Source organism: Proteocatella sphenisci DSM 23131 (assembly GCF_000423525.1).
GTDB lineage: Bacteria > Bacillota > Clostridia > Peptostreptococcales > Filifactoraceae > Proteocatella > Proteocatella sphenisci.
The window spans coordinates 1-13,520 of sequence record NZ_AUID01000024.1; the positions used below are offsets into that span (position 1 = coordinate 1).

Annotated in this window: 10 protein-coding genes and 1 rRNA gene; 9 read left to right on the plus strand and 2 right to left on the minus strand. The window is 37.4% G+C overall.

Annotation, left to right across the window (positions count from 1 at the left end; genetic code table 11):
* Window positions 1-240 precede the first annotated feature (240 nt).
* Window positions 241-357, plus strand: a 5S ribosomal RNA gene (rrf, locus tag G558_RS0109340).
* A 61-nt stretch (window positions 358-418) separates the two neighbouring features.
* Here rrf and G558_RS0109345 read toward each other — a convergent pair.
* Window positions 419-967 carry a GDYXXLXY domain-containing protein gene (locus G558_RS0109345; RefSeq protein ID WP_028829931.1) on the minus strand — a complete coding sequence of 183 codons (549 nt, stop codon included), beginning with the start codon at window positions 965-967 and terminating at the stop codon, window positions 419-421.
* Entirely contained in the window at window positions 957-2,258 is a 1,302-nt protein-coding gene (locus G558_RS0109350; protein WP_028829932.1) for a DUF2157 domain-containing protein, read from the minus strand. Before G558_RS0109350 ends, G558_RS0109345 begins: the two co-directional genes overlap by 11 nt.
* A 164-nt stretch (window positions 2,259-2,422) precedes the next feature.
* On the opposite strand from G558_RS0109350, the gene G558_RS0109355 reads away from it, so the two are divergent.
* From G558_RS0109355 to G558_RS0109390, 8 genes are all read left to right on the plus strand, one after another.
* The gene (locus tag G558_RS0109355; RefSeq protein WP_028829933.1) at window positions 2,423-2,824 is read left to right on the plus strand and encodes a DUF2177 family protein; all 402 of its coding nucleotides are present in this window, start codon (window positions 2,423-2,425) and stop codon (window positions 2,822-2,824) included.
* 25 nt (window positions 2,825-2,849) lie between these two features.
* Window positions 2,850-4,655 carry a DegV family protein gene (locus tag G558_RS0109360; protein ID WP_028829934.1) on the plus strand — a complete coding sequence of 602 codons (1,806 nt, stop codon included), beginning with the start codon at window positions 2,850-2,852 and terminating at the stop codon, window positions 4,653-4,655.
* 14 nt (window positions 4,656-4,669) lie between these two features.
* Window positions 4,670-5,458 (plus strand): DUF1295 domain-containing protein, encoded by a 789-nt coding sequence (locus G558_RS0109365; protein WP_051188624.1) that lies wholly within the window; start codon window positions 4,670-4,672, stop codon window positions 5,456-5,458.
* Between the two features lie 154 nt (window positions 5,459-5,612).
* The gene (locus tag G558_RS0109370; RefSeq protein ID WP_084502880.1) at window positions 5,613-8,576 is read left to right on the plus strand and encodes an acyl-CoA dehydratase activase; all 2,964 of its coding nucleotides are present in this window, start codon (window positions 5,613-5,615) and stop codon (window positions 8,574-8,576) included.
* A 12-nt stretch (window positions 8,577-8,588) separates the two neighbouring features.
* Window positions 8,589-9,824 carry a 2-hydroxyacyl-CoA dehydratase gene (locus tag G558_RS0109375; RefSeq protein ID WP_036931873.1) on the plus strand — a complete coding sequence of 412 codons (1,236 nt, stop codon included), beginning with the start codon at window positions 8,589-8,591 and terminating at the stop codon, window positions 9,822-9,824.
* A 48-nt stretch (window positions 9,825-9,872) separates the two neighbouring features.
* Window positions 9,873-10,886, plus strand: coding sequence for a LacI family DNA-binding transcriptional regulator (locus G558_RS0109380; protein ID WP_051188625.1), 1,014 nt, complete (start codon window positions 9,873-9,875; stop codon window positions 10,884-10,886).
* A gap of 362 nt (window positions 10,887-11,248) precedes the next feature.
* Complete coding sequence (locus G558_RS12945; protein WP_051188626.1) at window positions 11,249-12,262, plus strand: LacI family DNA-binding transcriptional regulator; 1,014 nt, start codon at window positions 11,249-11,251, stop codon at window positions 12,260-12,262.
* Window positions 12,263-12,351: 89 nt separating this feature from the next.
* Window positions 12,352-13,443: a sugar ABC transporter substrate-binding protein gene (locus G558_RS0109390; protein WP_051188627.1), complete on the plus strand. Its 1,092-nt coding sequence runs from the start codon at window positions 12,352-12,354 to the stop codon at window positions 13,441-13,443.
* Window positions 13,444-13,520: the final 77 nt, after the last annotated feature.

Sequence of the window (13,520 nt, forward strand, 5' to 3'; positions counted from 1 at the left end):
ATTCCTTCATAGCTTCCAATCCCTACTATAATGCCATTGCATATAGCTATATCACAAATTTCGATTTTATTGGTGAATACGTTTATCACTTGCCCATTTTTGAGTACGAGATCTGACTTTTTTTTGCCTGCCGCCGCAGCCGTCATTTTGATGTATTCTTTTGTAGTCATAAATCTGCTCCTTATTTTAATGAAAAAGGTATTGAAATAGTAATTAATATATGGTATACTATGAAAGTAATATGGTTACAATAGAGTAGGAGATACACCTGTTCCCATTCCGAACACAGAAGTTAAGCCCTGCATCGCTGATAATACTTGGAGGGCAGCCTCCTGGGAAAGTAGGACGTAGCCAATTGCAGAACACCTGAGCGCTTGCCAGGTGTTTTTTTATGTCCATAAACCTGGCTAAATACATATTACTGCTTTTCAGTTGCAAGTTCTTCTATAGTTTTTCCATCAATGTACATACCAGATACTACACCGCTTCCCTGCCAGATTCTGATGCTTATATATGCATCTTCAATATTTTCTCTGAGAACATCTTCGGCATTTTGAGAAATATCTTCAGCGAGAAAATAGCTGTCAAAAGGGGATGCATAAAAATATGATCCGTCATTAGAATAATTATGCATTAAAGTCTTAATGTATGGAAGGTCTTGAGGTTTATCAAGATAAGCTTTGTCAAGAACATAAAAATTATCTTTGTCCTTAGTTAGACTTATATAACATACACGAGTTTGTGAATTGCCTATGTCTTCTGAAGTTTTCACCCCGGATGTATCCATTGTAAACATGATGTACTTTCCGCGCACGGGATCATAGGGATCATATCCCTGTATTTTGATATTATAGGAATCACCAAGTCTTAGCGCCATTTCAGATTTAAGACCTGTCAGTACAATGGCGAAAAGAGCAACTATAGTGAATATGAGTAGAAGAGTAAGTTTATTTTTCTTATTTAACATTTGTGACACCCCTCTTCTTTTTGTTAAATACAAAGTTAAAGATTAGAAAAGCAAGGCCAAGCAATATAAAGAGTATACCCCTTGCAAGGAAGCTTATATCTATATCAAAGAACCATTTGGATATTATAGCAAGTATAAGGAGAAGTCCCATATTAGCTCTTGCTATACTGGCATCACTTCTTAGAAGAAGTCTTGAGCCGGTTACAAAAATAGCTATAGCTACTACAAAAAAGACCAGGTTGAAAGACCAGACTACAGTATTTTCAATTGATACCGAGTACTTTAAAGTGCTATATATTATTGCGACAAAAGGGATTACCAGAAAAGCTGCATATTTGATAACATCTTTGTTCCTGCTTTTTAAATTCATATAAAACAGGGCCATTGAACCCAGGGACATAGCCTGAATAATAAGGAATGACTCCCTGTCAAAACTCCCTGCAAAATCATACCTCCACCTGAACTGGAATGTAGATATAAAAAAGATAACAAATACCAGAACCATGGCACAAGCATAGGGTAAAGAAAAACGCTCTGATCTAAAAGCAAAAATGCTTATTATAATGAGGCCGTACACAAGCAGATTTTCCATAAAATATGAACTTTGGTTGGTAGTTGCAATAAGGCATATAAATCCATAAAGTACAGCAAATGTATTGACCCATGAGCTTTCAAACTTTCTTTTTTCTTTTTGCATAAGAAAAATATAAGGATATATAAGAAGAATCATAGCTAGAGCTTTTAGAAGACCTATATACATATACTCCACTGGAGAAGCTGTTACAAATATTGAGCTCAAAAACATATAAACTATGGCAGCTATTGAAGAATCAATAATATACACAAAGGGTAAGGAAAGGAGTGCAGAAATGAGAAATATACTCTGCGCCGGAGCGACGCTGTGATAGGTCTGCCCTATCAAACCAAGTCCTGCGACTATAGAAATGGGTATAAATACGCCCACAGCCTCATGCATCCATTTTTCTTTTTCCTTGTATATTATAAAGAATGCAGCAAGAGCCCCCACTGTAAAAGGTATTACTGAAATTATGAGTCTGACAGGTCTTGAGAATTCAGACCAGTTTTTTGCAAGCAGAAGAATGATGCCCAGCCCTACAAGAGCACTTCCTATTACAGCAAGGACCACGGGGAGTATCTCACTTTTTGAAGAAGGCATATCTTCATATACATTTTCTATCGATAGCCTTTGATCATCAGATATAATATTTTTTTCAACCCATATATCCATCTGTGACCCCAGCCATTTTAAATATTTATTTGAATTATCCATAAAGAAATCTCCTTCATATTTTATTGTCATATTATATATATACCACTAATTTTAAATAAAATAGTAAAAACAGAAATTTTTTTCTATACATGGGTAAATATATATTAATAAGCTAATGTCTTAAGTTTGATGGAATTAATTTTAATAAATATAAGGAGGACTATATGGCTGTCTGGATAAAGATGTATACAGTATCTATAGCAGTATTTTTGTGTATAGACGCAATCTGGCTTGGATTTATTGCAAAGGGAATTTATTCAAAGTATTTGGGTTATATAATGGCAAAAAACATTGTATGGTGGGCAGCAGGAGTTTTTTATATGATATTTGTAGGGGGACTTTTGTTTTTTGTAATAGAGCCATCGGTCAAAAATCAGAGCATCAGGTATGCTATATTTGCCGGAGCATTTTTTGGATTTATTGCATATGCGACCTATGATCTTACAAATTTGGCGACACTAGAGGGATGGCCAATTTTTATTACGGTTATTGATCTTGTCTGGGGAGCTTTTCTGGCAGCATCTACTTCGGCAATAAGCTATATTATTATAAATAAATTCATTTAAGCCTGTAAATTCAAGGGAGGTAATTATGGGAACGGAATTCATAAATGGGACAGATTTTTACAGACTTTTTGTTTCGGGTGCAGATTTGGTGATAAAAAATAAAGAAAAACTAAATCGGATAAATGTATTTCCAGTAGCAGATGGAGACACAGGAAGCAATCTGGAAGCCACCCTGAAGAGCGCAATAGAATTTGCAGTAGTAGACAAATCTTTTTCTCAGACCACGCTTTCTATGGCAGAGGCCATAATTTCTGGAGCAAGAGGGAATTCTGGAATAATATTTGCTCAGTATATAATGGGGCTTGCCGAGGAATCAGGAGAAAGAGAAAGCCTTCATGTGAATGATTTTATAAATATAAATATATTGTCTTCCAAAAAACTTTATAAGGCTGTTTCCAGGCCTGTTGAAGGAACTATACTCACTGTCATAAGAGCCTGGAGTGAATATCTGGAAAACAACAGAGAAGAATTTGAGACTTTTGAAGATATGTTTGAACAATCAATGGAAGCTGCCTACTGCGCTCTTAGAAACACCACGAGTCAGCTTGAGATTCTCAGAAAACATAATCTGGTAGATTCAGGTGGAAGTGGATTTGTATATTTTCTCGAAGGCATAAAAAACTCCCTCCACATAAAAAAGAGTGGGGATACTCAAGGTCTTGAAAACGAAAATTTAAAATCACAGATGGAAAACATAATCAGCGATTTTCCAAAAACACTTGATGACCATAGCAATACAGGGAAATACAGATATTGCTGCGAATGCCTTATAACAGGTTCGGGTTCTGGAGCTGAAGAAATTAGCACTGCACTTGATAAATATGGGGACAGTATAATATGCATAGAGCATGCCGGCGTATTTCATATACATGTTCACAGCAATACTCCAGGAGATGTATTTGAGGTAATGTCAGGATTTGGAGCTATAAAAAGACCTAAAATTGATGACATGATGGTTGGCAAAAGGTTTGAAGATAAAAAGCAGACCATAGCCCTGGTTACAGATTCCATAGCAGACATACCAGATGAACTAGTTGAAAAGCATGATATTTATATAATACCGCTAAATATTCAATCTGGAGAGTCGACATATATAGACAGGATTGGAATAAGCAGACAAAAAATCTACAAAGATATGAATAAAAAAGAGTTTTATCCAAGCACCAGCATGCCAAATGATATACAGGTCATGGAAAAACTCGAACTTCTCAGCCATCACTATGAATCTATCATTGCAATAAGTGTATCTTCAAGGCTAAGCGGGGTATATGATACATTCCACAGGGCGGCAAGCAAACTCGAAGAAAAAGGGGTCAGAATAAAGATAATAGACAGCAGACTTAATTCGGCGGCTCAGGGATTAATGGTCCTAAAGACCGCACAGCTGATTGAAGAAGGTAAAGATTTTGACACTGTAGTTGACATGGCAAGGTCTATAGCAGAAAAAACAGAGATATATGTAGCGCTGAATACTTTGAAAAATGTAAGCAGGAGCGGAAGAGTTTCAAAAAAAATAGCTTCTGCAGGAGCAGCCATAGGTCTCAAGGCCGTGATTTCTCTTGACAGTGAAGGTTCAGGAACTGTGCCATTTGTATCTCTTAGCAGGAAATCTTTGCTTGAGAAAATATACACTATGGTCCGCACTAAAATGAAAGAAGATGAGATATCAGAATACGCAATATCATATTCAGGAGACTATAAAAAAGCAGCAGGTTTTGTAGAAAATATAGAGCAGATAACAGGGAAACCGCCGGTTTATATATGTGAAATTTCTTCAGTAACTGCCCTACATGTTGGAGAAGGAGCAGTTGCGGTTTCAGTAATAGGATAAGAGGGGGAAAACAAATGAGTATGTATATAATACAACAGACTGTAATACTGGTAGCACTTTATTTTTTTATTTTCTTCATAGTCGGAACTATAATTAAAAACAACTCCATAGTAGACATTGGCTGGGGCCTGGGATTTGTTATAATAGCCTGGTTTACACTTTTTTTGAGCAATAGTTTTTTTCTGCCCAATATAATAATAACAATTGCAGTAACTATATGGGGCTTAAGACTATTTACGCATATACTCAAGAGAAACAGAGGAAAGGGAGAGGATTTCAGGTACGCAGCATGGAGAAAGCAGTGGGGAAGATGGGTCATTCCAAGAGCATTTTTTCAGGTTTATATGCTTCAAGGCATATTTATGCTGACAGTGGCAAGCCCGTTTATAATACTCAACAGCATGCAGTGGTCTGAATTCACATGGATAACAGCAGCAGGAGCCCTGCTTTGGATAATAGGATTTTTCTTTGAAAGTGTGGGAGATTACCAGCTTGAGCAATTCAAAAAAAATCCGAAAAACAAAGGGACAATACTAAGAACAGGCCTGTGGAAATATACAAGGCATCCAAATTATTTTGGAGAATCTGCAATGTGGTGGGGCATAGGACTTGCAGCCTTTGGATCGGGAGCAGGAATAATATCTTTCATAAGCCCCTTTGTCATAACCTTTCTTCTGCTTTTTGTATCAGGAGTACCTATGCTCGAAAAGAGCTTTGAAAAAAGACCAGGATACAAGTCTTACAAGGAAGTAACCTCAGTATTTATACCGCTTCCTCCTAAAAAAAGAAAGTATGATATATGACAAAGTTAAAAACTTGTATTTAAGAGAAAAATACTACTGTTATTAAAAAAAAATTGTAGTATAATGTGTTATAAAGAAAATACTAAGTGTGAGTAGATACAGGCTTTTTGCCTGTATCTTTGACGGCTGAGAAAGAAGCAGATAGGGAATCATCATGGAGATTTTATTAGGCATAGACATAGGATCTACAACTGTAAAGATTGTATTGCTCCAGGGAACGGATATTCTTTACAAAAAATATGACAGGCATTATTCAAAAGTAAGAGAAAAAACTTCTGAAATGATACTTGAGATGGCGGGATGTAATAATTTAAAAAACGTATTGAATGAGAGTAGAATAAAAGTATCGGTAACAGGATCAGCGGGACTTGGGCTGGCAAAAGCCAGTGGGCTTGATTTTGTGCAAGAAGTTTTTGCCACCAGGCATGCGGTTGGAGTCCTTGTTCCAAAGGCGGATGTTGTTATAGAGCTTGGGGGAGAAGACGCCAAAATAATATTTCTTACTGGGATAATGGAAGAAAGGATGAACGGGACCTGTGCAGGCGGGACAGGTGCTTTTATAGATCAGATGTCAGTACTTCTAAATGTTACAGGAGAAGAACTGGACATTCTTTCAGAGAAATCTGAGATAATATACTCTATAGCTTCAAGATGCGGAGTTTTTGCAAAGACTGATATTCAGACCATTTTAAATCAGGGAGCCAGAAAAGAAGATATTGCAATGAGTATATTTCAGGCAGTGGTGGATCAGACCCTTTCAGGACTGGCTCAGGGTAGAGACATAGAAGGTGACGTGCTTTTTCTTGGAGGCCCGCTCCACTTTTATAAAGGACTTCAGAAAAGATTTATTGAGACCCTTGGACTTAGACCAGAGCATGCGCACTTTCCAGAAATAGGTCCATATGCAATAGCAGCAGGAGCAGCTTATCACAGCAGAAAAAATAAGGCGCTTTACAGTTTTGAAGAAATAATTGATAAAACATCAAGAACAAGGGAGATAGCAAACAATACAAAACACCTTCCCAGACTCTTTAATGACATGGACCAGTACCGTGAATTCGTAGAAAGGCACAGTCGAGATACAGTAGAATCGGCAGAGGCCATATTTTACAAAGGAAAGGCTTACCTTGGAATTGACTGTGGAAGCACGACTACGAAAATAGTTTTAATAAGCGAAGACAACAGGATTCTTTATCAGTATTACAGCTCTAATAAAGGAAATCCAGTTCAGATAGTAAGGCATCAGCTTGAAGAGATATATGATCTTTGTGAAGACCGCATAACCATAGAGAGTTCAGGTGTTACGGGATATGGAGAAGATCTTATAAAAAATGCCTTTGGAATAAACTGGGGTATAGTTGAAACTGTAGCACATTACATCGCAGCAAAACATTTTTGTCCAGACGTAGACTTTATAATTGATATAGGCGGCCAGGACATGAAGTGCTTTAAGATAAAAGATGGACGCGTAGATAATATAATGCTAAATGAAGCCTGTTCATCAGGATGCGGTTCATTTGTAGAGACCTTTGCAAAATCCATGGGTCACAGCGTCGAAGAATTCTGCACCATGGGAGTTGTTTCAAAGCAGCCTATAGATCTGGGTTCAAGATGCACAGTATTTATGAATTCATCAGTAAAACAGGCGCAAAAAGAGGGTGCATCCATGGAAGACATATCTGCAGGCCTCTCAATAAGCGTAGTAAAGAATGCCCTCTACAAAGTTGTAAGAATAAACAGTGCAGATGAACTCGGAGAAAACATAGTAGTCCAGGGAGGCACCTTCCTAAATGATGCCATACTTAGGAGCTTTGAAAAAGAAATAGAAAGAAATGTAATAAGACCTTCCATATCAGGACTCATGGGAGCTTTTGGAGTAGCCCTTTATTCAAAAGAAAGAGTAAACTCTGAGCGAGATGTAAAACTTATAAGCAGGAGTGAGCTCAAGACATTTGGACATAGCGTAAAAAATGCTAAATGCGGCCTGTGCACCAACAACTGCAATCTTAATATAAATATATTCGAAAATGGGGGAAGATACATTTCAGGAAATCGCTGCGAAAAGCCACTTGGAAAAGCAATGAACAGAGAAATCCCGGACATGTATCAGCACAAGCTGGATAAACTAAGGAAACTCATAAAAAGTACACAAGAAAAGAACCAGCTCCAAAGAGACCAGGCCCCAAGAATAGGCATACCCCTTGTCCTTAACATGATAGAACAGTTGCCTGCGTGGAATGAATTTTTCAGTTCACTGGGCTTTAAAGTGGTTATCTCAGATGTGTCCAGTAGAGAAATATACAGAAAAGGACAGCGTTCTATACCCTCAGATACAGTGTGTTATCCGGCAAAGCTTGTTCATGGCCATATAGAAAACCTTATAGAAAAAGGCTGCGATGCAATATTTTATCCATGCATGACCTACAATATAGATGAAAACAAAGGAGACAACTGCTACAATTGCCCGGTAGTAGCTTATTATCCAGAGCTGGTTGAGGCCAACATAAAGAGCATTCAAAAAACAAGGCTGATAAAACCTTATATAGAATTAAACAACAAGGCAAAACTCAAGGCCCAGCTTTTCAAAGAGCTGAAAGCTTTTAAAGGAGTCAGCAGGCTTAAGATATCAAGAGCAATAGATTCAGCATTTTCAACCCAAAAGATATACGAAGAAGAAATTTATCAAGAGGGACTAAAATGTATAGAATACGCAGACAATAACAACCTGGTTATAGCGGTTGTGGCAGGAAGGCCATACCATATAGATCCTGAAATTAATCACGGGATAAACCAGCTCATAGCGTCATGTGAAATGGTAGTCATAACAGAAGATGTGGCAGCAAGGCTTGCAGAAGTTCCACAGGTAAACGTACTCAACCAGTGGACCTATCACTCAAGGATGTATGCCAGTGCAGCTTATGTAAAAAACAAAGGAAATGCTCAGATGATCCAGCTAGTTTCATTTGGATGCGGAATAGACTCCATAACATCTGATGAAATAAGGGCTATAGTAGAAGAAAACGGGAAAATATATACACAGCTGAAGATAGATGAGATTAACAATCTGGGAGCTGCAAGGATAAGGATAAGAAGTCTTAAAGCAGCAATTGACAGATAGAGGGAGAGCAACATGAAGATAGAAAAAGTTGAATTTACCCAGGATATGAAAAAAGACTATAAGATACTGGTTCCAAATATGCTTCCCATACATTTTAAACTTTTAATATCAATACTTGGAAATTACGGCTATAACATGGAACTCCTTGAAACAAGTGGGCCTTCAATAGCGCAGACAGGGCTCAAGCATGTACACAATGACACCTGCTACCCAGCCATACTGGTAATAGGCCAGCTTATAGACGCTATTGAAAACGGAGGCTATGACAAAAACAAGATTGCCCTTATGATAAGCCAGACAGGAGGCGGATGCAGGGCCTCAAACTATATACATCTTCTCAGGAAAGCCCTGATAAAAGCAGGGTATGGGTATATACCAGTTATATCACTCAATTTTTCAGGCACAGAAAAATCATCAGGATTCGATCTTTCCCTAAAAGTAATACAGCAGCTGGCCTACGGAGTCCTCCTTGGAGATCTGGTAATGAGCCTCTACAATCAGAGCATACCCTATGAAGTATACAAAGGAAGCTGTGACAAGCAGGTAGAAGCCATAGTAACAAAAGTGTCTAATCACTTCAGAGGCAGGACAATAATAAGATACAAAGAGATAAGAATGCTTGCACAAGATATTGTAAAAAGGTTCAATGACGTTGAAAGAGAAGGAACTCAGAAAAAAAGAGTGGGGATAGTTGGAGAAATATATATAAAATTCTCACCACTTGGAAACAACGATCTTGAGAAGTTTCTTCTTAGTGAAGACGCAGAGCCTGTAATCCCGGGACTTATGGATTTCTGCATGTATGTAGTGTATAATGGTATAGTGGACTACAAGTTTTACGGAAGAAAAGCACTTGGAGCACTTAACTCCAGAATAATGTATGAGTATATGCTAAAAAAACAAAAAGACATAAGAAATGTCATAAAAGAAAACAGCAACTTTGTGACGCCGCACGATTTTGAAGAAGGACGAAAGATGGTTTCAAAAGTCATAAGCCTTGGAGTCAAAATGGGAGAAGGGTGGCTTCTTCCGGCAGAGATAATAGCGATGGTGGCACACGGCGTCAATAACGTTATCTGCACCCAGCCATTTGGATGCCTTCCAAACCATATAGCAGGAAAAGGGATGATCAGAAAAATAAGAGAAATATATCCAAAAGCAAACATAGTCCCGGTGGATTATGATCCAAGCGCTTCCAGAGTAAACCAGGAAAACCGTATAAAACTGATGCTCTCCGATGCAGATTAAATAATCAACAAGGACATGAAATCTTTATTAAAAGAAGGATGGGGTAAAGTGACAATAAAAGAAATTGCAAATTTGGCGGGGGTATCAATTGCAACTGTGTCCCTGGCGCTTAATAATAAAGGGAATATAAAAAAAGAAACCAGGGATAAAATACTCGAAATTGCAAGAAACGGCGGATATATTAAAAAAAAGCAGGACAGCAAGAAGAATATCCTGCTGATAAAATATGTAAGCAGCGGAATATCCATAGAAAAAAACGGAGACTTTATATCAAAGATAATAGACTCCATTGAGACTACAGCAAGCGAGAATGAATACAATATAAATATCAAAAACATACTTGCGCGTGACTGGAATGAGACCATATATCAGATAAATCAGGACGAATTTTCCGGAGTGATATTTCTGTCTACAGAGGCAGATGAAAACCTGGGAGAACAGATAAAAAATATAAATATACCAGTTGTTGCAGTAGATAATATTTTTGAGACAGTAGATCTCAATGCCGTTAGCATAGATAATGGCGGGGGGATATATGATGCAGTAAAATATGTAAAAGATAAGGGTCATAAAGACATAGGCTACATTAACAGCAGCGTTAAATTTACTAATATAATAAAGCGAAAAGAAGGATATAAAAAAGCAATATCTTCTCTTGGACTCAAATATGACCCGGCAAAGACTATAGAAGTAATGCCTACACTTGATGGGGCATACGAAGACATGACAAAGCTTCTCAAAAAAGGCATAAAACTGCCATCTGCATACATAGCGGGAAACGACACACTCGCTATAGGCGTAATAAAAGCCCTAAAGGAGAATGGCTACAGTGTACCTAAAGATATATCTGTCATAGGATTTGATGACATACCATTTTGTACAATGATGGACAGTCCGCTGACGACCATGAGTGTAAACAAGAAAAGCCTTGGAGAACGGGCTGTAAGACTGCTTGTTCAAAGTATTGAAGGTATAAATGAAGATACGGTCAAGATTTTAATAAGACCAAAATTGATAGAAAGAAGCAGTATTAAACAAATACAAAAGTTTAATAAAATATAAAAGTTTAATAAAGATATAATCAAAAAATCAGGTTCATATATTGAGCCTGATTTTTTATACTTTAAGGAGATTTATTTTCATAAGTCTGAAGTTTACTAAATAATATAGATTCTTGTATACAAATATGACAAATAACAAGCTTGAATTACAAATACATTGGGCTTTAAATTGATAAAGTATAATATTCATTAATTTTTAATATAAATATCATGCTTAAAAAGACTGAAAATATAGACAATGTAAAATTTAATAAAAAAAACCTAAAAAGTTTTAATAAAAAACGTTTGCATTTTATTAAAAATGTGATATTATTCTTATAAGAAAAGTAGAAAAAAATACGAATTGAAAAGTAGATGGGGAATATGTCGATAACTATCAAAGAAATTGCAGAAAAAGCAGGAGTCTCAAAGGCTACCGTTTCGCTCGCACTCAATAACAAGGGGGCGGTAAGTGAAAAGACAAGAGAACGCGTATGGGAAATAGCAAACAAAAATGGATACAGCAAGAAAAGCTATACAATCAAAAAAAATATCCTCTTCATTAAATATATAGGAAATGGGGCAGCGATAGAGCACAATGGAGATTTTGTAGCAAGAATAGTAGATTCTATTGAATTTGCAAGCAGAGAACTCAAATACAGCCTTACAATAAAAAATATAGAGGTAGGCGAATTTGAAAGAGAAATTAATTATATAGACTTTGACAGCTTTGAAGGAGTTATAATTCTTGCTACAGAGCTGGAAGCTGAAATGGGAGATATAATAAAAACCATACCAGTACCTGTCATTGCAGTAGACAACATGTTTGAGGATTATGATGTGGACTGCGTGGTAATGGACAACTATGGAGGAATATTTTCAGCAGTAAAATATCTTTATGATTTGGGGCACACCGAAATTGGATATGTAGACAGTCTGATCAGATTTCCCAATTTTGAACAAAGGACCACTGGCTACGAAAGAGCACTAAAAAAACTGGGACTCGAGTATAAGCAGAAAAATATAAAATCTGTACAGCCTGATCTTGAAGGTTCATACAGTGGTATGATTTCAGAAATAGACAAGGGCAGCCATATGCCAACAGCATTTGTGGCAGCCAACGATACAATTGCAATAGGAGTAATAAAGGCACTAAGAGAAAAAGGATATGAAACACCTCAAGATATTTCTATAGTAGGATTTGACAACATACCCTTTGGAAGAGTCCTCGACAAGAGCCTTACCACCATGAATGTAGATAAAGAACAGCTTGGAGAACTTGCAGTAAAAGCACTCAACAACAAGATAAAAAACAAGGAAAAAGGCTGCATTAAGATGATTACAAGGACGAGACTTACAGTCAGAGAAAGTACCAGTCCACCAAAAACAAAGCGTTAATAACATATGATGGCCAAGGGAGTGTTTCATCGGCCCCGTATTTATTATAAAATCTCACAAATTTAAGATTACATACCAGGAGGATATTTATGGTTAAGAATTTAAAAGCAAAAAGAATATTATCGTTACTTACAGTAGCGGCACTTTCAGCATCACTTCTTGCAGGATGCGGATCTTCAGACGAAACGGCAGAAGGCGGATCTTCAGAAACGCCAACATCTGGAAAGATAGCTGTAATAAGAAACCTTCCTTCAGATGACCACACCAAGCAGTTTCTTGAAGGAGCTACTTCAGAAGGACAGGCACTTGGATACCAGGTTGACACTTTCATCTCAAACGGAGACGATGCAAAATTCCAGGAGCTTGTAGCACAGCAGATTCAAAAAGGATATGACGGACTTATCATATCACACGGAAAAGGCGAATACTCAACAGATATGATTGCGCCAGCACTTGAAGCAGGCATGAAAGTAGTAACATTTGATACAGCATTTAAAGATGGGGCGATACCAGAAGGAATAACTGCAACAGCTCAAGACGATGAGGCTCTTGCAAGATTATCACTTGATGAGATAGTTGCATCATCACCTTCAAAACCTGCAAAGGTTTTAAAAATATGGTTTGGACCTGGAATCCCACCGCTTGACAGCCGTGACACTATATACAAAGAATACGAAGCAGCTGGAAAGATACAGACAGTTGAATTTGTAGGACCATCAACTCTTGATGACGTTCAAGGAGAAATTTCAAACAGAGTAGGTGCAATACTTCCAAAATACCCAGCTGGCAGCGTTGATGCTATGTGGGGATCATGGGACGAAATGGCAAAAGGCGGATACAAAGCCCTTAAAGAAGCAGGAAGAACAGATATAAACCTTGTTTCAATAGACGTTTCAAACCAGGATATAAACCTTATGATGGAAGAAGGCAGTGTATGGTCGGCAACTGCAGCCGTAGATCCAAAGCTTATAGGTATAGTAAACATGAGACTTCTTGCTAAGAAGCTTCATGACGAAGAAACACCACAGACTTATAACCTTGAAGCTCACCTTATCAAAAAATCTCAGTTAAGCGCAGACACAACAATGAACACACTTTCTGATGTAGTTCCTGGCTGGGGACAGTCTGATGCATTCAACGAAACTTGGATGGATGAGCTTCGCGCAGCAAATGCAAAATAAGAGCATTTTAATTTAATTAATAAATACATTTTAAGAATAGAGAAGTTGCACTCCACTTCTCTATTCTTAAATATAAA